This is a genomic window from Sediminibacterium salmoneum NBRC 103935, from assembly GCF_000511175.1.
GTDB lineage: Bacteria > Bacteroidota > Bacteroidia > Chitinophagales > Chitinophagaceae > Sediminibacterium > Sediminibacterium salmoneum.
The window spans coordinates 63080-87046 of record NZ_KI866530.1 but is presented as its reverse complement, the minus strand read 5'-3'; the positions used below and the strand labels follow the sequence as shown (position 1 = coordinate 87046).

The 23967-nt window shown below is 39.9% G+C and carries 25 protein-coding genes; 11 read left to right on the top strand and 14 right to left on the bottom strand.

What is annotated here, in order from left to right; all coding sequences use genetic code 11:
* The coding region (locus P767_RS15115; RefSeq protein WP_037352005.1) for a malate dehydrogenase at positions 1-712 on the top strand (712 nt) is incomplete at its 5' end.
* Here P767_RS15115 and P767_RS0100540 read toward each other — a convergent pair.
* The 4 genes from P767_RS0100540 to P767_RS0100525 are packed head-to-tail and all read right to left on the bottom strand — an operon-like array spanning position 707 to position 4952.
* Positions 707-1741 carry a glycosyltransferase family 9 protein gene (locus P767_RS0100540; protein WP_026762978.1) on the bottom strand — a complete coding sequence of 345 codons (1035 nt, stop codon included), beginning with the start codon at positions 1739-1741 and terminating at the stop codon, positions 707-709. The genes P767_RS15115 and P767_RS0100540 overlap by 6 nt on opposite strands.
* An 11-nt stretch (positions 1742-1752) precedes the next feature.
* Positions 1753-3003 (bottom strand): MFS transporter, encoded by a 1251-nt coding sequence (locus P767_RS0100535; RefSeq protein ID WP_026762977.1) that lies wholly within the window; start codon positions 3001-3003, stop codon positions 1753-1755.
* 4 nt (positions 3004-3007) lie between these two features.
* Positions 3008-3679 carry a DedA family protein gene (locus P767_RS0100530; RefSeq protein WP_172637494.1) on the bottom strand — a complete coding sequence of 224 codons (672 nt, stop codon included), beginning with the start codon at positions 3677-3679 and terminating at the stop codon, positions 3008-3010.
* 19 nt (positions 3680-3698) lie between these two features.
* The gene (locus tag P767_RS0100525) at positions 3699-4952 is read right to left on the bottom strand and encodes a dicarboxylate/amino acid:cation symporter (protein ID WP_037351454.1); all 1254 of its coding nucleotides are present in this window, start codon (positions 4950-4952) and stop codon (positions 3699-3701) included.
* Positions 4953-5044: 92 nt separating this feature from the next.
* Here P767_RS0100525 and P767_RS0100520 point away from each other — a divergent pair, with 92 nt between their 5' ends.
* The 3 genes from P767_RS0100520 to P767_RS0100510 all read left to right on the top strand — a co-directional run bounded on the left by P767_RS0100520 (position 5045) and on the right by P767_RS0100510 (position 7809).
* The gene (locus P767_RS0100520) at positions 5045-6538 is read left to right on the top strand and encodes an amino acid permease (RefSeq protein WP_026762974.1); all 1494 of its coding nucleotides are present in this window, start codon (positions 5045-5047) and stop codon (positions 6536-6538) included.
* 124 nt (positions 6539-6662) lie between these two features.
* Positions 6663-7385, top strand: coding sequence for a YebC/PmpR family DNA-binding transcriptional regulator (locus P767_RS0100515; RefSeq protein ID WP_026762973.1), 723 nt, complete (start codon positions 6663-6665; stop codon positions 7383-7385).
* A gap of 10 nt (positions 7386-7395) precedes the next feature.
* Positions 7396-7809, top strand: a complete 414-nt coding sequence (locus P767_RS0100510) for a thiol-disulfide oxidoreductase DCC family protein (RefSeq protein ID WP_026762972.1) — start codon at positions 7396-7398, stop codon at positions 7807-7809.
* Between the two features lie 36 nt (positions 7810-7845).
* Here the strand turns inward: P767_RS0100510 and P767_RS0100505 are convergent, their stop codons facing one another.
* Positions 7846-8574 carry an SIMPL domain-containing protein gene (locus P767_RS0100505; protein WP_026762971.1) on the bottom strand — a complete coding sequence of 243 codons (729 nt, stop codon included), beginning with the start codon at positions 8572-8574 and terminating at the stop codon, positions 7846-7848.
* Between the two features lie 9 nt (positions 8575-8583).
* Positions 8584-10974 carry an alpha-ketoacid dehydrogenase subunit alpha/beta gene (locus tag P767_RS0100500; RefSeq protein ID WP_026762970.1) on the bottom strand — a complete coding sequence of 797 codons (2391 nt, stop codon included), beginning with the start codon at positions 10972-10974 and terminating at the stop codon, positions 8584-8586.
* A 131-nt stretch (positions 10975-11105) separates the two neighbouring features.
* Here P767_RS0100500 and P767_RS0100495 point away from each other — a divergent pair, with 131 nt between their 5' ends.
* From P767_RS0100495 to P767_RS0100475, 4 genes are all read left to right on the top strand, one after another.
* Entirely contained in the window at positions 11106-11480 is a 375-nt protein-coding gene (locus P767_RS0100495) for a DUF1573 domain-containing protein (protein WP_026762969.1), read from the top strand.
* Between the two features lie 20 nt (positions 11481-11500).
* Entirely contained in the window at positions 11501-11872 is a 372-nt protein-coding gene (locus tag P767_RS0100490; RefSeq protein WP_026762968.1) for a DUF1573 domain-containing protein, read from the top strand.
* 4 nt (positions 11873-11876) lie between these two features.
* Entirely contained in the window at positions 11877-13073 is a 1197-nt protein-coding gene (locus P767_RS0100485; RefSeq protein ID WP_026752453.1) for a pyridoxal phosphate-dependent aminotransferase, read from the top strand.
* 247 nt (positions 13074-13320) lie between these two features.
* Entirely contained in the window at positions 13321-14769 is a 1449-nt protein-coding gene (locus tag P767_RS0100475) for a hypothetical protein (protein WP_026762967.1), read from the top strand.
* Positions 14770-14790: 21 nt separating this feature from the next.
* Here P767_RS0100475 and P767_RS0100470 read toward each other — a convergent pair whose 3' ends face one another.
* The 3 genes from P767_RS0100470 to P767_RS18060 form a co-directional block, all read right to left on the bottom strand.
* Entirely contained in the window at positions 14791-15990 is a 1200-nt protein-coding gene (locus tag P767_RS0100470) for a GAF domain-containing sensor histidine kinase (RefSeq protein WP_026762966.1), read from the bottom strand.
* A 141-nt stretch (positions 15991-16131) separates the two neighbouring features.
* Positions 16132-16317: a hypothetical protein gene (locus P767_RS18065; RefSeq protein ID WP_051416939.1), complete on the bottom strand. Its 186-nt coding sequence runs from the start codon at positions 16315-16317 to the stop codon at positions 16132-16134.
* Between the two features lie 29 nt (positions 16318-16346).
* Entirely contained in the window at positions 16347-16595 is a 249-nt protein-coding gene (locus P767_RS18060; RefSeq protein WP_051416937.1) for a hypothetical protein, read from the bottom strand.
* Positions 16596-16627: 32 nt separating this feature from the next.
* Between P767_RS18060 and P767_RS0100460 the strand changes: the two genes are divergently transcribed.
* Together P767_RS0100460 and P767_RS0100455 are read left to right on the top strand one after the other, a co-directional pair.
* On the top strand, positions 16628-17905 hold the full coding sequence (locus P767_RS0100460) for a hypothetical protein (RefSeq protein WP_037351999.1): 1278 nt from the start codon (positions 16628-16630) through the stop codon (positions 17903-17905).
* 50 nt (positions 17906-17955) lie between these two features.
* Positions 17956-19038, top strand: coding sequence for a serine hydrolase domain-containing protein (locus P767_RS0100455; protein ID WP_026762964.1), 1083 nt, complete (start codon positions 17956-17958; stop codon positions 19036-19038).
* 6 nt (positions 19039-19044) lie between these two features.
* Here the strand turns inward: P767_RS0100455 and P767_RS15105 are convergent, their stop codons facing one another.
* Positions 19045-20676 (bottom strand): M1 family metallopeptidase, encoded by a 1632-nt coding sequence (locus P767_RS15105; RefSeq protein WP_084799794.1) that lies wholly within the window; start codon positions 20674-20676, stop codon positions 19045-19047.
* A 61-nt stretch (positions 20677-20737) separates the two neighbouring features.
* On the opposite strand from P767_RS15105, the gene P767_RS0100445 reads away from it, so the two are divergent.
* On the top strand, positions 20738-21649 hold the full coding sequence (locus P767_RS0100445) for an alpha/beta hydrolase (RefSeq protein ID WP_026762963.1): 912 nt from the start codon (positions 20738-20740) through the stop codon (positions 21647-21649).
* Here the strand turns inward: P767_RS0100445 and P767_RS0100440 are convergent.
* From P767_RS0100440 to P767_RS0100425, 4 genes are all read right to left on the bottom strand, one after another.
* Complete coding sequence (locus P767_RS0100440) at positions 21644-22000, bottom strand: iron chaperone (RefSeq protein ID WP_026752464.1); 357 nt, start codon at positions 21998-22000, stop codon at positions 21644-21646. The two genes, P767_RS0100445 and P767_RS0100440, sit on opposite strands and share 6 nt — an antisense overlap.
* A 10-nt stretch (positions 22001-22010) precedes the next feature.
* On the bottom strand, positions 22011-23060 hold the full coding sequence (bla, locus tag P767_RS17840; RefSeq protein ID WP_071840010.1) for a BlaB/IND/MUS family subclass B1 metallo-beta-lactamase: 1050 nt from the start codon (positions 23058-23060) through the stop codon (positions 22011-22013).
* A gap of 21 nt (positions 23061-23081) precedes the next feature.
* Positions 23082-23279 carry a YqaE/Pmp3 family membrane protein gene (locus P767_RS0100430; protein ID WP_026762962.1) on the bottom strand — a complete coding sequence of 66 codons (198 nt, stop codon included), beginning with the start codon at positions 23277-23279 and terminating at the stop codon, positions 23082-23084.
* A gap of 81 nt (positions 23280-23360) precedes the next feature.
* Complete coding sequence (locus tag P767_RS0100425; RefSeq protein ID WP_026762961.1) at positions 23361-23930, bottom strand: DUF6252 domain-containing protein; 570 nt, start codon at positions 23928-23930, stop codon at positions 23361-23363.
* Positions 23931-23967 lie beyond the last annotated feature (37 nt).

The window sequence follows — 23967 nt, the reverse complement described above, 5'->3', positions numbered from 1 at the left end:
AGTAGTTATTACTTCAGGCTTGCCACGTAAACCAGGAATGACCCGTGAAGAATTAATTGGTACCAACGCAGGTATTGTAAAAGGGGTTTGCGAAAATATTTTAAAGTACTCTCCTGATGCTATCATCATTGTGATCAGCAACCCAATGGACACCATGACTTACCTGGCGCTAACTGCAACAGGTCTTCCAAAGAACAGAATCATTGGTATGGGTGGAACTTTAGACAGCAGCCGTTTCAAGTATCAGTTAAGCCAGCATTTAGGCTGCAGCCCATCCGACCTGAATGCGCTTGTTGTGGGCGGTCATGGAGACACTACCATGATTCCATTAATTCGTTATGCAACCTGGAACAGTGCACCTGTAACTGATTTCCTAAGTGCAGAACAACAACATCAGATCATCAACGATACTATGGTGGGGGGTGCTACTTTAACCAAACTAATTGGTACTTCTGCATGGTATGCACCAGGTGCTGCCGGAGCTGCATTGGTAGAAAGCATTGTACGCGACGAGAAGAAATTGTTTACCTGCTGCGTTAGCCTGGAAGGCGAATACGGTCAGAAAGATATCTGCTTGGGGGTTCCTGTAACCATTGGCAGAAATGGCTGGGAAAAAATCATCGACTTGAAATTGAATGCAGAAGAGCAAGCCGCATTCAACAAAAGTGCTGATGCCGTTAGAAGCATGAACGACGTGTTGAAAACATTATAAAGACTGAACCCATTGCATGGCCATACCAGCTATGCGATGGGTATCTTGTAGTAACATACATTTAAAATGCCCTCTGGGGCATTTTTTTGTGCCGTAATTGCTGCAGGGTTGACAAGACAAATCAGGCACCAGAAAATTATGATAGGCAATACCATTGGGATGCTGTAGCAATTGATCAGCACCATAATAGGGTTCTACCGCTAATTTTGGAGATGTACCTCCCCAGATAGCCAGTACTTTTTTATTGAAGGCGCAGGCAATGTATTGCAAGCCTGTATCGTGCGAAATCACCAATTTGGATTGTCTAACGATGTCTGCTGACTCATGTAAACTAAATTTTCCGCAGGCATTATAGATTTTAATAGCATCTGTAAGGGCTATTGCTTCTCCTTCTTGCTGATCATCTTTCCCTCCTACCAACACAATCGGATAATCAATTAACTTACAAAGCTCCTGCAATTTTTGAACAGGCAACTTTTTGGTAGCATAAGATGCTCCAATAACAATAGCTATGTATCCAAAACGGTGGGAGACTGGTAAATCCTCTAATGAAATCCCTTTGCCCTCAGGAATAAAATAATCCAACCCTTTTTCATCATTTACAACACCCAATGGAGCAACTGCGGCTAAACTGCGCAGTGTAATATGATTAGCAGGCATGCGATTAATTCCCGTTTTAGTGAGCAACCATTTTTGCCAGCTTAGTTTCTGAAAAGCATATACCGGCACTTTCAACTGGTATTGCACCATCCAGGATCGGAAGTTCTTATGCAGATCTATAATGTAATCAAACTGTTGACTCATCAGTTTAGGAATCAGGTCCTGCAAACTTTTATCGAGATAATGAAACTGATCTATATAAGGATTGGCTTCTGTAACCGCTTTCATGGAGCGCTTGGTTAAGAAGTGAATTTCAACATTGGGAAGCTGCTGCTTTAAGCACCTGAATACAGGAGATGCCAGCACAATATCACCGATAGAAGAAAAACGAATGACCAATATTTTTTTACCCTTTCTTCCATGCAGCAATTCGGAATAGGTTATGAATGTCTTTCCACAAAGTCCAGGTCTTTATGAAAAGTTTCTTCGGTAAAATAAAACGCAACAAACGTAATGACCATGATTACTATTCCGGTAATGATTCCACTTTGAATAAGAGACCATCCCCAGGATTTCTGGAATAAATTCAGGAACATTAGATTAATCAGCGGTAATGCTCCCCTTACCATATTGGGAATAGTAGTAGCTGCAGTAGCTCTTAAGTTAGTACCAAATTGTTCTGCTCCCATAGTAATAAAAATGGCCCAGAACCCAGTACTGAATCCCAGCATCCCACAGATAAAATACATGGTTGAATCATTGTTATTGATGCTGCTGAAAAACAAAACCAGAAATAACATGCATAAAACATAAAAACTCAACAGCGCTTTTTTACGACTTTTAAAATACTGACTCACCAATCCAATTAATATATCTCCAATGGCAATGCCAACATAGGCGTACATAATTGCTCTTCCGCTTTCAATAGCATTCTCTCCGTATAAGGCACCCGCAAAACGATTGCTGAGATTTACCAGAATACCTATCACATACCAGGTAGGCAATCCAATTAAAATGGCCAGGATATATTTTTTAAATCGCTTGCCATTATTAAAGAACATAAAAAAGTTTCCCTTCTGTATGCCTACCTGTTCTTTCAGGCTATGAAACATACCGCTCTCTGTTACAGAGATGCGTAGCAATAACAACCCAATCCCCAGACCACCACCAATCATATAACACAATCTCCAGTCGTTGGTAAACTTATAAACGAAGTAAGCAAATACGGCACCGAACAATCCTACTCCAGCTACCAGTGAAGTACCCACACCTCTTTTGTCTTTGGGTAATAATTCACTAACCAAGGTAATGCCAGCTCCCAGCTCTCCAGCCAAACCAATTCCGGCAATGAAACGAGCCCATGCATATTGATCTACTGTTTGCACAAATCCGGTAGCAAAATTAGCAACAGAATACAAAGCGATAGAACCAAACAAAACACTGAGTCTTCCTTTTTTATCTCCGATGGTTCCCCAAAGCACACCTCCTATCAGGAGTCCGACCATTTGCCAATTGATGATTTTGGTACTGGCAGCAATTACCTGTGGGGTATCAGACAATACTACACCAATGCCGGCCAAACTGGGTTCGCGTACAATAGTGAACAACAGTAAATCGTAGATGTCTACAAAATATCCTAATGCGGCAACAATGACTGGTACAGAGAATATGCCATATTTTTTAGCCGTCATAGTATTACTTCTTTTTATTGAATACCAGTTTCATAATAACCGGTGCAGTAGTTACTGCTACAATGCCTAACACAATTACTTCCAGGTGATCTTTTAAATCGAACCCAAACTGTGCCAATATCCATTTCTGCAGAAAATGACCCGCAAACAACATGCTACCTACCCAGGCAAAACAACCCACGACATTGAAGAAACCGAATTTCTTTTTATCCATCTGCACAATACCTGCAACAATGGGAGCAAAGGTTCTTACAATAGGAATAAAACGGGCAACAATGATAGCACCACCTCCATGCTTTTCATAAAACTCATGTGCCTGCTGTAAATAACGTTGTTTAAAAAACATATTCTCCTTCCAGGAATACATGGCGGGGCCTACTTTTTTTCCAAACCAGTATCCGGTAGTATTACCCAGAATACCCGCCATAGAAATCAGTAACATAATTAAAAGCAAATCAAAAACTTCATTACCAGTTGGAATAAATTCATTGGCCAGGTTGGTACTATAAATACCTGCTACAAACAAAAGACTGTCACCTGGTAAAAAGAAACCAGCAAACAATCCGGTCTCCGCAAATACTACAAATAAAATCAACCATAATCCACCGTGCTCAATATAAAACTGAGGCTGCAATAAATTTGTCCAATGAAACTCCAGCAAAATCTGCATTAACATGATTCAATATTAATTAGGTTTAAGACTCTAGTTCAACCACACCTTCTTCCTGTAATTCACCTTCCCATTTACTAACTACGGTAGTAGCCAGTGCATTTCCCAATACATTGGTACCAGTTCTGAACATATCGCAAAAATGGTCAATCGGCAAAATCAATGCAACCCCTTCCGGTGGTATTTTAAACATGGCACAGGTAGCCAATACAATAATCAAGGAAGCCCTTGGTACTCCTGCAATACCCTTACTGGTAAGCATCAGTACCAATAACATGGTTATCTGTTCTCCAACGGGCATATGAATTCCGTAAGCCTGTGCAATGGCTAAGCTGGCGAATGTCATATACATCATGCTTCCATCTAAATTGAAGGAATAACCCAATGGAAGAATAAAAGAAACAATACTTTTTTTACACCCGAATCTTTCCAGCTCTTCGGTTAGTTTTGGAAAAACGGCTTCACTACTGGTGGTGCTGAAAGCAACCAGTAAAGGATTGGCAATTGTTTTTAAAAGCCCCTTCATTCGTTTACCCAATATTAAAAACCCAACTGAACAAAGCAATACCCATAATACTGCAATACCCAATACGAAATAGCCAAAATAAATCAGATAAAAACTAAAAATACCTAGTCCCTTATCGGCTACAACTGCAGCCAGAGTACCAAATACTCCGAATGGGGCGAAGTTCATTACATAACCAACAATCTTTAAAATGATATGGGCAACAATATCCAATGCATTGATCACTGGTTTGGAATAAGGCCCCAGATTGGCAGCCGCTACTCCAAAGAAAATGGAGAAAACTACAATTTGTAATATTTCGTTAGTGGCCATGGCTTCGAAAACACTAGCTGGCACTACGTGCTCAATGAATTTCTGCAGAGAAAATTCAGAAGTTTTTCCCATCAGGTCTTTTAATCCTGCATTGTCTGCCTGAGACAAATCAATATAAGAACCCGGTTGAAAATAATTCACCAGTATCATCCCCACCAATAAACTAACCAGGGATGCAGAAATAAACCATAACATGGCTTTCCCACCCACACGACCTACGGTTTTTAAATCTCCCAGTTTGGCAATTCCAACTACGAGGGTAGAAAATACAAGCGGAGCAATAATGGTTTTTACCAGGCGAATAAATATGGTACCTAATAATTTGATGTTTTTAGAAAAGCCGCTGATGGTTTCTGGTGCAGCATTTTCATGTACAATATACCCTGTAATAATCCCCAGGACCATGGCAATCAGGATATAAATCGTTAGTTTATTCTTCATCCGGCAAAATTTGAGTTGGCAATATACCCGTAAATTGAATATAATGCCTATTTTGCCAGATAATTTAAAACCAGAACCCAATTAATAAAACTATGAGTTTATTTAGAAAGAAATCGCTTTCAGCGATGCTTGCCAATGCGGAGGACTCTACCAACGGTTTGCAAAGAACCCTTGGTGCCGGTAATCTAATTGCATTAGGTATCGGGGCCATTATTGGCGCCGGTTTGTTTGTAAGAACTGCTGCTGCTGCCGGACAATCTGCCGGACCAGCCGTTACTATTTCTTTCGTGATTGCAGCCATTGGATGTGCTTTCGCAGGATTGTGTTATGCTGAGTTTGCTGCCATGATTCCCATTGCAGGTAGTGCTTATGCATATTCTTATGTTACGTTAGGAGAATTGGTTGCTTGGATTATTGGATGGGCATTGATTATGGAATACGCATTGGGAGCTGCAACTGTTTCCATTGCATGGAGCGAATATTTAAACAAGCTGCTGGGAGGAAGCATTCCTTATGAATGGTGCCACTCGCCTTTTGAAAGCTTTACCGACTCTGCCGGTGTTTTACACCAGGGCATGATTAATGCACCAGCATTAATGATACTTTTCCTAATCACTTTATTGCTGATTAAAGGAACACAAGAATCTGCCATTGTAAATGCAATCATTGTATTCATTAAAGTGGGTATTGTTTTATTATTCATTGCCATTGGCTGGCAGTTTATCAAACCAGAAAATCATACTCCGTACATGATTCCGGAAGGAACTGCTGCAGTAGTAGACAATGCCGGTAAAGTAATTGCCGATTACTCTCCATTCAACAAGCACGGATGGGGTGGTGTATTAGGTGGTGCTGCTGTGGTATTCTTTGCTTTCATTGGATTTGATGCCGTATCAACTGCTGCGCAGGAAGCCAAGAACCCAAAAAGAGATATGCCAATTGGTATTCTAGGTTCATTGGTGGTATGTACCATTTTATACATCTTATTCGGACACGTATTAACAGGTGTAGCTAACTGGAAGGAATTCGTTGATCCTGAAAAAGGCCGTGAAGCTTCAGTTGCTTATGCTATTTCCGCATATATGACAGGTTATGGCTGGTTAGCGCAGGCGGTTACCATTGCTATCTTAGCTGGTTTCTCTTCTGTTATCCTGGTAATGTTGATGGGACAAAGCCGTATTTTCTATTCTATGAGTAACGACGGATTAATCCCTAAAGCTTTTGGTGATCTGCATCCTAAATACCGCACTCCTTACAAAGCCAATATCATTTTATTTGTATTCGTAGGTTTATTTGCGGCATTTGTTCCCGGACACGTAGCGGGCGACTTAACGTCGTTCGGAACCTTATTCGCTTTTGTTCTGGTTTGTATTGGCGTTTGGGTATTGAGAGTAAAATCACCTGAACTGGATCGTCCTTTTAAAACACCGATGGTTCCATTAGTGTCTACCTTAGGTGTAATCGTTTGTACTTCCATGATCTTTGTGTTAGATGCCACTACCCTTAAAGTAGCTTTTGGCTGGATGGCACTGGGATTGATTGTGTACTTTATTTACAGTAAGAAAAGAAGCAAACTGAACGGATAATCCCGTTATAGTTTCAATATATTTTTCCTTCAAAGCCCGGCTACCACAAATAGCCGGGCTTTTTTTGGGCATCTTTGGCTACTAGCAGGTTAAACGTTAAATTTGCTCTCCGAAAACGAATACTATGGGAAGGATTTTTGAAGTACGTAAAGCCAGCATGTTTGCTCGTTGGGATAAAATGGCTAAGAACTTTACCCGTATCGGTAAAGAGATTGTCATTGCAGTTAAAGCTGGTGGACCCGATATGGCCACCAACCCGGCACTTAGAAGGTGTTTTCAAAACGCCAAAAGTGTAGGCATGCCCAAAGATCGAGTGGAAGCTGCGATAAAGCGTGCAATGGGAAAAGACACCAGCAACTACGAAGAAATTTTATATGAAGGATATGCGCCACATGGGGTAGCATTATTGGTTGAAACAGCAACCGATAACCATGTAAGAACCGTTGCCAATGTTAAGAGTCATTTTAACAAAGGGAATGGTGCCATGGGTACCAATGGCAGCGTGAGTTTCCAGTTTAAAAAAATGGGGGTATTCAAATTAAAGGCAGAGGGACAGGATCTAGAAGAAATGGAATTGGAATTGATTGACCATGGTTTAGAAGAGCTGGGAGAGAGCGATGACGATAATGGCAACCCGATTATTGTTTTGCGTTGTGCATTCACCGATTTCGGTAAACTTCAGAAGGCATTGGAAGACAAAAATATCACACCCATCAGTGCAGAATTAGAATGGATTCCAACCAATACGGTTCCTGTAACAGATGAACAGGCAGAAGATGTTTCTAAACTCATTGAACGCCTAGAACAAGACGAAGACGTAAACAAGGTTTTTCATAATATGGGATAATCATACATTTATGGAATCAACGATACCTACAAACCCCGTTATTTTATTTGACGGGGTTTGTAATTTATGCAATGGCAGTGTGCAGAAAATTATTGCAGCAGATCCTCAACAACAGTTTCGATTTGCCTCGCTGCAAGGCAGTTTTGGCCAGCAGATTTTAAAGCAATTCCATTTACCACCCAGCGAACTCAGTTCCTTTATTTTACTGGAGAACAATCAGATTTTCACTAAATCGACTGGCGCATTAAAAGTAGCCAGAAAATTATCCGGCGCCTGGCCCCTGCTCTATGCATTGATCCTTGTACCCCGATTCATTAGGGATGGGGTGTACAGTATCATTGCTCGGAACCGATACAAATGGTTCGGGAAAAAAGAAAGCTGCATGGTACCCCACGCAGCTCTGCAAAATTTATTCTATCCTTAAAGCGAAAAGATTTTCATTCTGTTTACCCTGTAAATATTATTTGGCCAGGTATTCTACTTTTAAGGTAATGGATGCCGTTTTTTCTTTGGAACTGGTATTGAAGGAACCTCCGTAACTGTAATCTTCATTGTCATTTTTCCCGGTAATCTGAAATACACCCATATTGGCTTTCTTCAATGAGCCCAAGCCTACATCAGAACTCTTTGCAATGGTCTCTGCTCTTAATTTAGCATCTTCTGCCGCTTTGGCCAGTAAATCAATTTTCAATTCATTTAGTTTGCTGTAATAATAACTGGGCTTGTTAGAACTGAATTCAATTCCTTTCTGCAAGAGTTCGGTTACTTCTCTGGACACTTTTTCTACCAACTGAATCTGACGGGAATCTACTTTTACCCCACCCGTTAAAGTGTAACCGCTAAATACAGATTTGGATGTTCCGTTGGGGCCATTTTCATAATTAAAATTCTTAACCACATCAACGGCTAAAAAAACCATATTGGAATCGGGAATTCCTTTCTCCTTCAGATACGCTTTAATAACAGCCTCATCCGATTTTATCTGCGTATAGGCTTCTTTCAGGTCAAAGCCAGTTCTGCTATACTGACCTTTCCAAACAATCTGATCACTGGTAAAGTCCTTCTCGGCCAACCCTGTAACCACAATGGTTTCGGAGCTAATGAATTTATACTTATAGGCACTTCCAATTACGAATGCACCTACTACAATAGCGAGGGCTATTATAATAGCATTACTATATGATTTCATACAAAAAAATTACTCGCTAATCATTTCCCTTACCACCCTTATCACATCTTCTGCATTGGGCTTACTGAAATAATCTCCATCACTTCCGTAACTGGGACGGTGCGCCTGAGCCGTTAAAGTTCTCGGACTCACATCCAGCCACTGGAATGCTTTCTGTTCTTCAATAACCTGATTATACATATAAGCGGCTGCGCCACCTGGTACGTCTTCGTCTACAAACAAAATACGATTTGTCTTTTTTAATGATTCTAGAATCATATGGTTGATATCGAATGGAAGTAAAGTCTGAACGTCAATTACTTCACAACTGATTCCTTCAGCAGCAAGACGCTCAGTAGCGTCCTGAATAATCCGCAAGGTTGAACCATATGAAACAATGGTAATGTCCTCCCCGGTTCTGATCACTTCAGGGATACCCAATGGCACCGTATACTCCAGCAAGTTCGCAGGCAATTTTTCTTTCAGACGATAACCATTCAAACACTCAATCACCAATGCAGGGTCGTTTGATGACAATAAAGTATTGTACATACCAACTGCCTGTACCATATTTCTTGGCACACAAACATACATGCCTCTCAACGAATTAATGATCATACCCATGGGTGATCCGCTATGCCAGATACCTTCCAAACGATGACCCCTGGTTCTTACGATAACCGGACAACATTGCTGCCCCTTGGTTCTGAAATGAGTTGTAGCCACATCATCACTCAAAATTTGCAAGCCGTACAACAGATAATCTAAATATTGAATTTCCGCAATAGGTCTTAATCCGCGCAAAGCCATACCCACAGCCTGTCCCATGATGGTCAGCTCTCGTATACCTGTATCAAAAATGCGGTCTCTTCCGTGCTTTTCCTGCAAACCAGCAAAGCCTTGATTAACGTCTCCGATATATCCAACGTCTTCACCGAATGCATATACTTTCGGATTCTGTGTAAAGAGTGCATCAAAATATTTGTTCAGCACTTCAAATCCATTTACTGTAGGCGCATCAAAAGAAATCAGGGGTTTTATTTCGGGCACTTTTAAAGCACTCTTAATGGTTTGATTGTATAAATGGGTATTGTACAATCCTTTGTTAAGGTTAAGTAGTTCCTGATAATACAATTGCACATCCTGAATAGAGGGAGATTCCGGAGCCAGTTCAATGGCCAACGATAATGTCCTCAACACATCTCTGCGTAGAGGCTCTTTGCTCTGCAATAATTCATTGGCCATTTGCTGTAAACGATTGTACTTATCCATATCGCTTACCATCATTTCCTTTAATAAAGTACCCGCATTGGCCGCTTGATCTTTAATAGGATTGATGTATTTATCCCATGCACGCTGACGGCTTTCCCTTACATAATCCTTGGCCTGTGCTTCTATATCCGATAATTCAGATTCATTGCTTAGGTTATTGGCCAACATCCACTCTTTCATTTTCTTAATGCAATCCCATTCCTTTTCCCAGGCGAGTCTTTCGGGCGTCTTATACCTTTCATGGCTTCCGCTGGTAGAATGTCCCTGTGGTTGTGTTACTTCTTCCACATGAAACAACACTGGCACGTGGGTATCCCTGATTCGCTGGATTCCTTCTTCAAAAGCTTGACAAAGACCAGCATAATCCCATGCCTTTAATTTATAAATACGGATACCATTGGTATCTTCCATTTTCTCTAGTCCTCTTAGGGCTTCCGATATTGAACCCTTCGTGGTTTGGAAATTCTTGGGAACAGAAATGCCATATCCATCATCCCAAACAAAAACCGCTAATGGAACCTGTAATACAGCAGCCGCATTCATGGTTTCCCAGAAATGTCCTTCACTGGTACTGGCATCTCCAATGGTAGTAAAACAAACTTCATTTCCATTATGGCTCAGATGATCCATTTCTCTTAAATGGGCATTCTGTCTGAAGCATTTGGAAGCAAAGGCCAATCCTAATCCCCGGGGCATCTGAGAAGCAGTAGGTGCCATATCTGCCGACACATTTTTGCGGTTGGCAAGGTCTAACCAGTTTCCGTTCTCGTCTACCAGTTTGGTAGCAAAATGGGCATTCATCTGACGACCTGCACTAAAAGGATCATTCTTTACGTCCGGATCGGCATACAATTGAGCAAAATATTGCTCAACACTTGCCAGACCAGCTGCAAACATGAATGTCTGATCACGGTAGTAACCGCTTCTGAAATCACCTGGCTGAAAAAACTTGGCCATGGCCAGTTGAGGGACTTCTTTACCATCTCCGAAAATTCCGAATTTGGCTTTGCCGGTTAATACTTCTCTTCGGCCTAAGAGGCTTACTTCTCTACTGATTACGGCGGTTCTATAATCTTCCAGAACGGTTTGTCTAAAACCTTCGAAAGACAACATATCGTCTTTGTATTGTAATGAAGCGGTTGATTCCATACAACAAAAATAGGATTAGGAATGGAATAGACTAACAATAATTAGTTTAATTGGAAATTAACGGGTTAATAACTCAACCAATCAACAATAAGCGGTCAATTTTAGTACTTTTACCACCTAATTGCACAAGTATGAGAATTTGGATTGTATTATTAGGATTCCTGGGTTTTTCATTGGGCACCATGGCCCAGTCTTCGGACGCTAAAGTGTCTATTAAAAACGAAACCTACGAAATGGGTAAAGTTAAATTTGGTCAACCGGTATCTTACTGGTTAGAAGTAACCAATACCAGTAAAGAAGACCTGAAACTGGAAGGCGTTAGAGCGGGTTGCGGTTGCACCACACCGGATTTTACCCCCAACCAGGTATTTAAACCCGGAGAAACCATTAAAATCAAAATTGAATTCAATGGCTCAGTAATGGGCAAATTCACCAGATTCACTGACATCATTATTTCGGGTGGAATAATTAAACAAACCAAATTCAGCGGAGAAGGTATTCAGTAATTTAAAAATCTAACCAGCATATGAAGTCTTTATTTTTATCTGCATTATTATTTTGTTCTGTTGCAGTATTTGCACAAAACGATATCAAGTTCAGCAAGACCTTACACCAATTCGGTAAAATAAAAAAAGGTGTACCTGCAACTTATGTATTTACCTATACCAATAATGCAGCAAAACCCGTAGTGATTGAATTTGCCAATGCAGAATGCGGTTGCACCAAACCTGTATATAGCCAGGCCCCAACCGTAAAAGGAAAATCAGGTACCATTAAGGTAACTTATAACGCAGAAGCAGTAGGCGTATTCAAGAAAAGAGTGGATGTAAAATTTGCACATTCCAATCAACCTTATATTTTAACCATCGAAGGAGAAGTAGTAGAAAACCTTAAATAGGAATATGTTAAGTATCAGTAATCGTGGTAATGCCATGCCGGCATCACCCATCAGAAAATTAGTACCCTACGCAGAAGCCGCTAAAAAAAGAGGCACGAAAGTATATCATCTGAATATCGGGCAACCCGATATTGAAACACCTAAAATGGTGCTGGATGCAGTAAGGAACAGTGACTTCAAAGTTTTGGAATACAGCCATAGTGCAGGAAATGAAAGTTATAGAAGAAAACTGGTTGATTACTATGCATCTGTTGGCATTCAGGTAAATCACCAGCAAATCATTATTACCACAGGTGGAAGCGAAGCCATTCAGTTTGGATTCATGGCCTGTCTGGATGCGGGAGATGAAGTAATTATACCGGAGCCTTTCTATGCCAACTACAATGGTTTTGCCGTAGCAGCCGGTGTAAAAGTAGTACCTGTTACCTCCTCTATCAGAAACGGATTTGCCCTACCACCCATTGCTGATTTTGAAAGCAAGATTACAGCCCGCACCAAAGCCATTGTAATCTGCAATCCTAATAATCCAACCGGATATTTATACAGCAAGGCAGAGATGGAACAGTTGAAAGAACTGATTCTGAAACATAACCTTTATTTGTTTTCTGATGAAGCATACAGAGAGTTCTGCTATGAGGGAGAACAAACCAGCGCCATGCATTTAACCGGTGTTGACGACCATGTTATTATTATGGATACCATCAGTAAAAGATACAGTGCCTGCGGAGGAAGAATCGGAGCACTGGTAACCAAAAACCAACAGGTGCTGGATGCGGTAATGAAATTTGCACAGGCCAGGTTAAGCCCGCCCAGTTTTGCGCAGATTGCAGGTGAAGCGGCCATAGATTTACCAGCTAATTATTTTGACACAACTAAGGCAGAGTATAAAAAAAGAAGGGATTTAATTATAGAACGACTCAATAAAATGGAAGGCGTTTTTTGCCCGAATCCAGGTGGGGCTTTCTATGCCATTGCCGAATTACCCATAGACGATGCCGACCAGTTTTGTCAATGGCTGCTTGAATCTTTCAGCCATGAACAGCAAACCGTGATGCTGGCCCCTGCTACCGGATTTTACGGCACTCCGGGATTAGGAAAAAAAGAAGTAAGACTGGCTTATGTGCTAAATCTGGAAGACATCAATAAAGCCATGGATTGCCTGGAAGTGGCACTGAAAGTGTATCCTGGCAGAACAATTTAATTATTAAAATAATTTGCAATATTAAATAATTGTAAATTATTACTATTTAAATAGCTTAAAAGGGCAAATATTAATTAAATATAATTTTTTACTATTTGTTATTTAAACAAGTTTTTGTATCTTAGCCGAAACATTAATACAAAGAGTCTCTATATTGGCAAGCAATCGAAAACCCTTCGTTTCTACGAGGGGTTTATTTTTGTAGGCTGCTAAGGGAATAATTAAACGCTCTATACGTTTATAACACATGCTACAAAGCAAGCTATTTCTTACCGTTTTTGTTTATCCATCACGGTTATCGGGGGGATTAAAAACGCCGCGACAGCACAGCAGTATCTGGCCAGGCATGGGTCATCCTATGCAGGTGTTAGCAGCATTTTCAATAACCCGGCCTCAATTGGTAATAGTGTGCACAGATGGGATCTTCAACTCTTCTCTGGCCCAGACCGCTTTTTATACAAATACCCTGTATGCAAGAACCCTGAATATTACCAATCTGGGGGCAGACAAACAATATATGACCAATGGGTTTCAGGATAGAAGACTAGACCAGAACTCAGATCTGAGTTTACTATCCGCCATGTATCGCATCAACAAAAAACATGCAGTTGCTATTGCATTCAGAGGAAAATTTTATCAGCATATTCAAACCAATGCATTTCATTATCAGGACTCAGCATCCAGCTTACAAAGCTTTTTTAAGCTGAACAGGAATATCCCTTTTTTGCAGGGCAGAAGTGAACACAGCGGATGGGGTGAACTCAACCTGAGTTATGCAGGAGCCATTGCGGAAACAGAAAACAGCCGACTCACTGTGGGAGCCACCCTACAGATTTCCAAAAGCCTGGGGGGAGCATACATGCGAATGAACGGAGCAAAGTTCAGAGAAGATATCAATGGCATCGACACCAGTTATACGGCTTATTCAGGAGTTGGAGAGTATGCTTATTCTGCCAATATTGATGTGTTGCAGCAATTCGGCATAACCAGCAACAGTGTCCGTGATTTTGTAAAACAATCCAAAACGAGTATGGGCATTAGTGCAGGTTTGGAATACATAGTTTACAACGACGAATCCTATAAAGATAACCGGCTATCAGAAGGGAGACCCTATTCGTATAAAATAGGATTCAGCTTAATGGATATTGGAGCGCAGCGTTATACCAACAGTGAATATACAGGCAGATTTACCCGGGACAATGATGATGTTTCCGATAGCAGAATTGCCAATATCATGCGCAATGTAAATAACACAAGAGATTTTAAAGACTCAATGACGGCCTTGTTCGACTCAATACAAACCCTGCCTGCCAGTTTTAATATGGTTAATCCGGCAAGGGCCATTGTAAATGTAGACAAGTGGATGGGTGGTTCTTTTTTTATTAATGCACAGCTCATTATTCACCTGAACAGCAGAGCCAGTGCAACAAAGCTGAACACAAATGAAATGGGCTTTTTAGCCGTAACACCCAGATGGGAGACCCTGAACTGGGGTGTGTTTCTTCCCATGCAACTTACCAGAGATGGACAATTCTGGACAGGTCTTGCATTTAAAGCAGGCCCGTTGATTGCCGGCATTCATAATATTGGCATCGTGAAGCAGTGGGCCCTGTTAAACGGAGGCGGCTATATCATGCTGAACTTACATCCTTTCAGAAAAAAGATCAGCAAAACCAGAATGGACTGTTTTGAATAAGGAACAAAACCCTTAAAAGTATTACTGAGGCAAAGTCACCGTAAATCTGGTACCCTTCCCTTTTTCTGATTGAATATCCAGGGAACCATGTAATTCGTCTATCAATCTTTTTACCAGCGACAAACCAAAACCATATCCTTTTTCTCCGGTAGTACCACTGGAAGAGGTTTTCATTCCTTTTAAAATGGCATCCATTTCTTCATTGGTTAACCCTACCCCACTGTCTGCTACAAGAATTTCAAGTGTTTGACCCGATCCTGTAATGGAATGGATATTCAACTCAACTTTAATGGTTCCTTCCGGATCAGTAAACTTAATGGCATTGGTAATTAAATTACCAGCAATCTGCAACAATTTATTTTTGGGAATTGCTTTTTGCTCCTGTCCAACTTTAATTTGAAAACTTAAATTGATCTGCTTGTTGGCAGCCTGAGGGGTGTACAATTTTTCCAGTTTTTCCTTAAAGGCTTTTAAGGTAAACCCATCTGTTTTTACAACTCCCTTGGCTTGCTGATCTTCCGCATTTAAAATTTCGGTTGCCAGATCCAGCAGTGAATTTCCAGCACGCTGAATAAGCTTCATGATTTCCAGAATATCATCCAGTTTTTGTGATTGTCCATGCTCCGTAACCATTTGAGCCAAGCCAATAATACCAGACAATGGACCTCTGATATCGTGAGCTACTTTCTTATTGTTCTCATTTACCTCAACCACTTTAGACTTCAGGTTCTGAATATACTTGATAGTAGTCAGGCGGTTCACCACTTCTTTGGCTACAATTTTTAATAGTTCTACTTTTTCCGGACTAAGGGTTTTTACTGAAGTATCCAACACACACAAAGCGCCTAGATTCAGGCCATCCTGAGTTGCCAGCGGAATACCGAAATAATATTCCAGATTCGGATCGTCTACAACGTAAAACTTATCCTTGAATCTTTCATCTGCAGAAAGGCTTTTTACTTCAAAACTACCATCCTGTGTAATGGTATATTGACACACTGAATCTTCGCGCTTAATCTGATCAATGGGTAATCCAAAATTGGCAACTGTCCATTGAGTATAGGTATCAATTAAATTAATCAGAGAAATTTTGGTGCCAGCAATTTTTGCAGCCAGTTCAACCAGGTCTTTTAACAAATCAGAAGTATCTGAATAATCAATATCGAATTCAGTTAAAGCCCAGACACGTTCGTCTTCATTATGTGGGATAGGAGCCTGCATATACAATAAAATAATTTATTGCAAAAATACGTCATGGCCACTAGGAATCTGTAGTGATAGTTCTATATTAACAGGCTTTAAGGTCTTATTAACCGATTTAAAAGAAAACTTACGGTTTTGTGACAATCCATGAGGCATCTTCTATGATTTCACTTCAAAAGCAAGCTGACGTCCGGCTAGTTTTGCTTTATTGTCTAAACTGGAGCCAACCCCTATACCAATCGCCATCCCAATTGGAAGGCCTATCCCCAGCATACCCAAATTGCCAATGGACATACCAAAAGCTACTCCAATAGGTAAACCAAAAGCGGACATACCAACTACCATCCAAAGTTTTCTATAATGATGTACAGAAACTATTTTTCTTCTTTCTCCAATATTTTCAATATCTGTGCTTGCGCCTTTTTAATAGTCTTTTGAAGATTATCATGGTTATCTGGAAATATATTAACAAGAGATAATTCCTCAGCAATTTTTACTGCTGTTCTATCTGAGATGCTATGCAGTTCAATTGCCTTTGACAAGCTTTCTAATTGTTGAAAGTCTTTTTGTAACTTACTGGAGTCGGGCAGATTGGGTCTTGAAACTAATTTTATTAAATTCATATGATAAATATAAAATATTTCAACTTATCCTTATGCAAATATTCTTATTGTTATCCACCCTTTGGCTTGGAATAACAGATACAGCACCTGCACCCAAATTCAAATTGCTCCCAGCCCCAAAAGTGGTATTCAATTCTTTTGTGGATTGCAATATGGCCGAAGTATGGGTGGGAGATACCTTCCGTATTTTTCCGGGCAAGTATGGAGAAGATCCGCTCTGGGGTTATGCCAAAGATTTAAAATATTCAGACGGACCCAATGCAAGTGTGGTTTTCCAGAATCCTGCGGAGAAATTCATCAATCCTGTTATGCCTCCCAATGTTCCGATTGGTAAAAAAGGTTTACATGGTGCTGTTTGGTTCGAGACTGTTTATCAGGATAAAAAGGATGCTACCGGAAAAACATTGTATGCATTGTATCACAATGAAAATTATCCTATCACATTGCCCTATAATCCTAAAACCAAAGAGGGTTATACGAATAGCAAACTATGGCCGCAGGGATTAACAGGACCGGAAAGTCCGGCCGCAGTCTGCAGAATCGGAATTATGAAATCATTAGACGGAGGAAAATCCTGGGAAAACAAAGGCATTATTTTGGAGGATCTGGATGCAAGAATGATATTGAAACCCCACAATACCTCCAACACGTTTGCCGGAGGAGTAGGCGATCCTTCCGCTGTTGCCAGTGGGGATTACCTCTATGTGTTTTATGGAGAGTATGGATATCCCGGCGTGTATAATCCCTCTACCTATAACCCTTCAGTGGAAGCAGCAGGACAATGTATCAGCATCGCAAGGATAGCTTTAAAAGATTTAGACAATCCGGCAGGTAAAGCCAAACGCTGGGATGGCAAGGGATTCACGATTGCGCATAATAGTTTTGGGAAGCCCGTACAATCTTTACAAATACCATTGTTAGAAAAAGGAGGACCGGCCTCCTCTCCTTCCGGAGGATTTCACTGGGGCCCATCTGTAAGCTGGAACACTTATTTAAATTGCTGGGTTATGTTAATGGGAAGAGTAGAAGGCAAATCCTGGATTGGTGATAAAATTTATATTTCCTTCAATCCCAATAAGGATCTTGGTGTTGGCAACAACAGTCATCAATGGTCTAAACCTGAATTATTGTTTCAGAAACCTGGTTATATTTTATGGTATCCTTCTTTACAACCACTCGATACGGAAGAAGATATCAAAGAAAAATACACATCCACCCGTTTAGGAAAACGTGCCCGTTTCTTTGTAAAAAGAATTAAACCGGAAGATGACTCCTATGCGTCAGAGCATATTATTGAATTTGAGAAATAAAGCCAGGTAATTTGAGAACAACAACAATAGATTTAAAAACACTCCGATGTTTGATCATTTTCTTTCTGATAGTAATATCCGCTTGCAAAAAAGAAATATCGGTAGACGAAAATGCGCAGTCTGTTAATCAGATAAAAAGTATCGCAGACTCTATCATCCAAAATACAAAAGTACCAGGACTTGTTGCAATCATTATTGATAAGAAAAAAAACATCAATCTTTCCTATGCAGTTGGCCTATCAGATATTCCCAACAAAATTCCAATTACAAAAGAAAACACTTTCAGAATAGGGAGCAATACCAAAACATTCACCGGAACCATTTTATTGCAATTGGTAGAAGAGGGTAAAGTTTTACTGGAAGATCCTTTGTCTACATATTTTCCCAACTATCCCAAATCAAATAATATAACCATCCGGATGCTATGCAATATGACTACTGGAATTCCGGATTATACTTTAATCCAGGGCTGGATGGATGCTATGGAACAAAATCCGGCAAAGAAATGGGATCCAACAGAATTGGTTAACTGGGCTTTTACTGAAAATTTCTTATTTGAACCAGGGACCCAATTCAATTATTCCAATACGAATACCGTTTTATTAGGAATGATAATAGAGAAAGTGACTGGCAATACATTGGAAAAAGAAATCAACAATAGAATAGTGCAGCCACTTCAGCTAAGCCGGACTGGATTAATAACCAGTGGTATAAGTTTTCCCGGACCTTTTAGCAAAGGCTATTATCTTGGGTCTTATGTTGCCGGGGACGAGCAAACAGAAGTGTTTGACTACTCTTATATCTGGGCCGCCGGTTCTGTTTATTCAACACCAAAAGAATTACAGCACTATGCGGAAGCATTGGTTGAGGGCTCATTGTTATCTCCGAAAATGCAACTAAAAAGATTAACCGAAGTCAATGTAATTGCACCCAATGCTGCTTATGGTTATTGCTTACTAAAAAGGGGCAGTTTTTATGGTCATAATGGAACTGTGTTTGGGTATACCTCCTCTATGTACCATAGCAAAGAAAGGGCATCTACCATAATCATCTATTTCAATGGTATGCTGGAAATTCATCCTGATTATTTGTTTAACAGGATTGTGAACCTATTATATGGAAAAGACTATTAATGGTTTTTATTTATAGTTAAGGGTTCCGAGTAACATATTATTGGGGTCAACCACCAACTTTTCAACCGGCGTCTTTATATCAAATTCGAAAGTCTGTTGTTGTTTGTTGAATGTTACTTTCAGTATGTTGGCTTTTGCATTATCTTTTGTGTAATAAGCAATCTCTAAAGGAAGGTCAAAAATGATATCGCCCGATTGGGTTTGACTCAATACAACTTTCAATTTCTTTTGATTGGCATCATACTGCCAGCCAGCCTGAATAACAGGGTTTGTGGGCTGATACAACCATTGCTTAAAAAAGGGTTCCAGATTTTTACCAGATGCTTTTTCCATTTCAATTCTAAAAAGTTGGGTTGTTGCATTTGCGTTGTAATACTTTTTATAATAAGACTGAATTCCTTTTTGAAAAGCGGCGTCACCTATCAGCATCCTTAGCATATGCAAGATCCAGGCTCCTTTCTGATAGGTTAAATTATTGGTTACGGGTTCTTTTTCGGCAGTTCTGTCCGCCACAATACTATATTTAGGCCATTTGGGTGATATATCCAATACCGTCTTCTTTGCCTTCTGTAATCCTTTCAGAAATTCTTCCTTTCCATATGCATGTTCAATAAAGAGCAAGGTAAAATAAGTGGCAAAGCCTTCACTTAGCCAGGCGTCGTCCCAGGTAGACTCTGTAACTGCATTGCCAAACCATTGATGCGCTATTTCATGAATTACCACATTCCTGGTTCGTTCATCTCTTTTGCCATTTACCAAATCCTCTCCGTAAAAAATGGCAGATGAGGTTTCCATACCACCATTCACACTTGGCGTTTGAATATTAGCCAGCTTTTCATACGCGAACGGGCCTACGTAATTGGTATAGTATTCCAACACTTGTTTGGTAGGTGCGGCAAAATCATAAAATCCTGCTTCCCTGTTTTTTGAATAGACCCAGGTCTGAATAGACTTACCTTCAAACTGATCCACATACTGAACAGCAAATTCTGCCACTCCTAACACAAATAACCAGCTGGAAACAGGTATTGATTGCTTCCAATGTGTAAGCCTTTTATTGTTCCCTAAATCGGATTCTTCCAGCAACAATCCATTAGATACCACTTTATATTTAGCAGGTGCGGTAACTATAAATTCAGAAGTAGCTTTGTCGTAAGGATGATCAATGGTGGGCAACCAGTGTCTGGTTCGGTTGGGCCAGTTTTCATTAAAGAAACTACGGTCACCAAATTTAGTGGCCCCAATCCTGAGCCCATCAAAAGGAACTCCATGGTATTGTATGGTAAAAACCAACTCTTCCCCTTTCATAACAGGCTTAGCCAACTGAATCAGCAATTCATCTTTTTCATGGGTATAGGAAACAGAATTAGCGCCTACCCATATGGCGTCCACCTTCATTCCTTTATCTTGTCGGTGAACAGTAGCGTTAACAAGGTCTAAACGAAACTGTGTTATCCCCTCTTTGTCAAAACGAACTTTCACTTGAGTCTTACCCTTTAATTCATTGGTACTATCCGACAAGTGCAATTCAAAAGAATAATGCAATACATCAATATGCTTATTGATTGGATAATGGTCTGCCCACATGAAAAGTGGCAGGAACAATGCTACTATTAGAGAGCTAAACAGTTTATTCATATTAAGGAGTTGATATCAGGTAATTTACTGATTTTATATTTAACTTCAGAGCAATAATGATATGATGAAACAAGCATTTACGCTAGTATTTATGTTCTTTATGGCAAGTAGCTGGGCACAAAATGAAATACCATTATACAAAGGGAAAATACCCAAATCAAAAGAATGCAGTCTGGAAAATAAAACACAGATAAATCAATGGGGACAGGAAGTGTACACAAAAGTTAACAACCCTACCCTTACCATTTATAAAGCCCCTGAATTGAATACCAACCAAACTGCGGTTTTAATTTTACCGGGAGGTGGATATACTATTTTAGCAGCCAATCACGAAGGTCATGATGTGGCCAAAGCTTTCAATTTAATCGGGGTTACCGCTTTCGTGTTAAAATACAGATTGCCCAACGACACCTGCATGTTTAATAAAGAGTGGGTGCCATTTATTGATGCACAAGCTGCAATGAAATATATCAGAGACAATGCCGGCATGTATGGAATAAATCCCGATAAAATTGGGGTTATTGGATTTTCTGCAGGCGGACATTTAGCCAGTACACTTGCAACCCAATATCAACTCAACCTGAATGACCAGGGATCACGCACAAATGCAAGACCCAATTTTGCCATACTAGCTTACCCTGTTATCAGCATGGAGGATGGCATTGGCCATGAAGGTTCCAGAAATAAACTGATAGGGAAAGATGCTACTGCGGCAACAAGAGATCAATTTTCTTCGCAACTGCAGGTAAACAGATTTACTCCTCCAACCTTTCTATTTCATGCAAAGGACGATAAAACGGTTCCGGTAGAAAATAGTTTACAAATGAAGGCAGCACTCGATGCACTGAAAGTTCCTTCAGAATTATTACTAATGGAGAAAGGCGGTCACGGATTTGGACTGAACAACAAACAGGAGCCTACCGACTGGTTCAAGTCTTTACAGGTTTGGATGAAAGCGCAGGGTGTTTTATAATATTTCATTTGCTCTGAACAGCACCATCTCTGTAATTAATGAAAGAGGAAGTGGCTGATCTAAGGGAAACTGAACGGCACCTTTTGACGTTTTATAGGAAGCCAGTTCTTTGGCAAAATGCAGAATGGGGTTGGGAGTTGGATAAAAGCCAATATGATTTTTATTCACCGCATAATAAGCCAGCGGCTTTTTTAATTTAAAGGCAGGCATACCATAACTGATTCCTTCAGTAGCCTGAGGAGCCGCTTTTTGAATTGCCATTCTGAGTTGCTGCAATTTTTTCTGAATGGCCGCATCAAAACATTGATGGTATTCATCAATGGTATGGTATTGTAATTGGCGTTTATTCATTCTTGTAAAGTTATTTAACCCAATAGTCTACAACCGTTACTTTATCTAAAATATTCGGCAATAATTTTGTGAACGCCTGATGTATGGGGTGAATTAAATACGCATCTCTGTCTTTCTCACAGGAGAATGTCAACAAAAAGCAATGTGTTAAACCCTGATTCAGATTTTCCGGACTATTGTTTACTCCCCATTCAAATTTTTTAATCAAATTAATTTGCCCGGGTAAAGCCTCAAATGCCCTGATGGCCGCCGCAACGGAATCCTTATTGGCATTTGCTTTCCATCCAAATAAAACCACATGACGCAATGCTTTTTCTACATTCAGTTCCTTCGCCATCTTGATAGAATTGCTTAAAGAATTAATATCCCGCCAGTCACTATGGGTAGTAATGATAAAATTAGGATTGGGATATTTCTTTTGAACTTTAAGAAGTGTATTTGCATATTCCTGTGTATTCCCGTCCCCGAGAAATCCCAGGTTATCATCCTTCGCCCCTTTGATTAAACAGCCTCCCAGTAAAATCCTTTCTTTGGGAAACCAGATAACTATATTATCCTGTGTATGCCCTTCGCCAGGATAATAAAGTTCGAATTTGTATTGATCAATGGTAAAACTGGTGTCTTTCTGCATTAGAAATTCTGCTCTTTTAGCATTGTTCTTTTTACTCAACAAATCAGTAAGTGCAGTTGTGTAGGTTGCAATACCAGCTTTGCGATAATATTCCAATCCAGCTGTTTTATCGCTATGCCAATGGGTAGCCAATGCCATCAATACTTTCTTTTGATGTCTTTTATAAATACTATCGAGCAAGGGCTGAAACTGAGTAGTATCCCAGGGCGTATCAAATAGCACTACTCCTTTTTTGGTAACCAGGTAAACACCGTTTGCCCTTACTTTACTATCCTGATAAGTATTGTAAGTTGTGTACACGTAAAAATCACCCTTCAGCTGTTCAATATGCAGCTTTTGATTAGACTGTGCGTTTGACGAAAAGGACTGACCCGCTAAAAAAAGAATCAAAGCAAAGCAGCTTTTCAGAACCTGGTTATTGAAGAACATAGATTTTTTTATTTTATCGAACTATTTAGACTTTATTGCCTTGATTAATTTTGCATTTCGCTTATCTGCTCTGGCATTCTGCAAAGAGATAACAGCCCAGATTGCCGCAGGTATCCATCCTATTAAAGTAATCTGAAGAATAAAACAGATAAAGGCTGTAAATATCCTCCCTCTCAGAAAAAAGGAAAGCGCGGGAAAGAAAATAGCAATGAGTGTCATAAACAGTATTCTTCCATTGTTAATGGATTGAATATACCGATAATTAACAAATCAACACACCCCTTTGCGAATCATTTAATATCATTTTATATCTAATTCAAACACACCATCTGTTATTTTTCTTATGCTCGTTGCATTGAAGGTCCCATCTGACTTTTTCAGAACTGCATCAAAATAGAAACTCCCTTTAATTTTAGTGCCTGTATTAGACTCAATAATGATTTTACCATTCTTTACATGATCCCAACTGGTAAACCATTGATCATAACCATTGCCATTCCATTTATTGTATTCGGCACTTGCCAGGTATTCCTTATTGGAAACATGTACAGGATCAAAATCATAAGTACCCGGTTTCCAATCTGCCGCAGTAAGAACTTTACCACTAAAGGGCATTAATGTCAATATAATTGTCTCTTTCCTGTCGGCAGGCTGGCCAACAACCTGTAACATCTTGGTAGAACTTATATACTTTACCATTGTATATTCTAATGCCGCTTTTGGAAATGCCTGGTTATCAATTTTAGCTGAAAACGGACTGGTTTCTGCATTGATATTGTTGGACGTGCCACTGTTGCTTTTTGTACATGCACCTAAAAAAATAAAAAAGCCAAAAGAAATCAGGCAAGCTTTAAGATAATTGTATTTCATTTGTAAACATTTAATATTCTGGCAAAATACCTTCATT

Excerpts from the sequence above, each read along its gene's own strand:
- P767_RS0100535 (WP_026762977.1), bottom strand. The coding sequence starts at position 3,003 with ATGACGGCTAAAAAATATGGCATATTCTCTGTACCAGTCATTGTTGCC.
- P767_RS0100530 (WP_172637494.1), bottom strand. The coding sequence starts at position 3,679 with ATGTTAATGCAGATTTTGCTGGAGTTTCATTGGACAAATTTATTGCAG.
- P767_RS0100525 (WP_037351454.1), bottom strand. The coding sequence starts at position 4,952 with ATGAAGAATAAACTAACGATTTATATCCTGATTGCCATGGTCCTGGGG.
- P767_RS0100520 (WP_026762974.1), top strand. The coding sequence starts at position 5,045 with ATGAGTTTATTTAGAAAGAAATCGCTTTCAGCGATGCTTGCCAATGCG.
- P767_RS0100515 (WP_026762973.1), top strand. The coding sequence starts at position 6,663 with ATGGGAAGGATTTTTGAAGTACGTAAAGCCAGCATGTTTGCTCGTTGG.
- P767_RS0100510 (WP_026762972.1), top strand. The coding sequence starts at position 7,396 with ATGGAATCAACGATACCTACAAACCCCGTTATTTTATTTGACGGGGTT.
- P767_RS0100505 (WP_026762971.1), bottom strand. The coding sequence starts at position 8,574 with ATGAAATCATATAGTAATGCTATTATAATAGCCCTCGCTATTGTAGTA.
- P767_RS0100500 (WP_026762970.1), bottom strand. The coding sequence starts at position 10,974 with ATGGAATCAACCGCTTCATTACAATACAAAGACGATATGTTGTCTTTC.
- P767_RS0100495 (WP_026762969.1), top strand. The coding sequence starts at position 11,106 with ATGAGAATTTGGATTGTATTATTAGGATTCCTGGGTTTTTCATTGGGC.
- P767_RS0100490 (WP_026762968.1), top strand. The coding sequence starts at position 11,501 with ATGAAGTCTTTATTTTTATCTGCATTATTATTTTGTTCTGTTGCAGTA.
- P767_RS0100485 (WP_026752453.1), top strand. The coding sequence starts at position 11,877 with ATGTTAAGTATCAGTAATCGTGGTAATGCCATGCCGGCATCACCCATC.
- P767_RS0100475 (WP_026762967.1), top strand. The coding sequence starts at position 13,321 with ATGCTACAAAGCAAGCTATTTCTTACCGTTTTTGTTTATCCATCACGG.
- P767_RS0100470 (WP_026762966.1), bottom strand. The coding sequence starts at position 15,990 with ATGCAGGCTCCTATCCCACATAATGAAGACGAACGTGTCTGGGCTTTA.
- P767_RS18065 (WP_051416939.1), bottom strand. The coding sequence starts at position 16,317 with ATGGTAGTTGGTATGTCCGCTTTTGGTTTACCTATTGGAGTAGCTTTT.
- P767_RS18060 (WP_051416937.1), bottom strand. The coding sequence starts at position 16,595 with ATGAATTTAATAAAATTAGTTTCAAGACCCAATCTGCCCGACTCCAGT.
- P767_RS0100460 (WP_037351999.1), top strand. The coding sequence starts at position 16,628 with ATGCAAATATTCTTATTGTTATCCACCCTTTGGCTTGGAATAACAGAT.
- P767_RS15105 (WP_084799794.1), bottom strand. The coding sequence starts at position 20,676 with ATGAATAAACTGTTTAGCTCTCTAATAGTAGCATTGTTCCTGCCACTT.
- P767_RS0100445 (WP_026762963.1), top strand. The coding sequence starts at position 20,738 with ATGATGAAACAAGCATTTACGCTAGTATTTATGTTCTTTATGGCAAGT.
- P767_RS0100440 (WP_026752464.1), bottom strand. The coding sequence starts at position 22,000 with ATGAATAAACGCCAATTACAATACCATACCATTGATGAATACCATCAA.
- bla (WP_071840010.1), bottom strand. The coding sequence starts at position 23,060 with ATGTTCTTCAATAACCAGGTTCTGAAAAGCTGCTTTGCTTTGATTCTT.
- P767_RS0100430 (WP_026762962.1), bottom strand. The coding sequence starts at position 23,279 with ATGACACTCATTGCTATTTTCTTTCCCGCGCTTTCCTTTTTTCTGAGA.
- P767_RS0100425 (WP_026762961.1), bottom strand. The coding sequence starts at position 23,930 with ATGAAATACAATTATCTTAAAGCTTGCCTGATTTCTTTTGGCTTTTTT.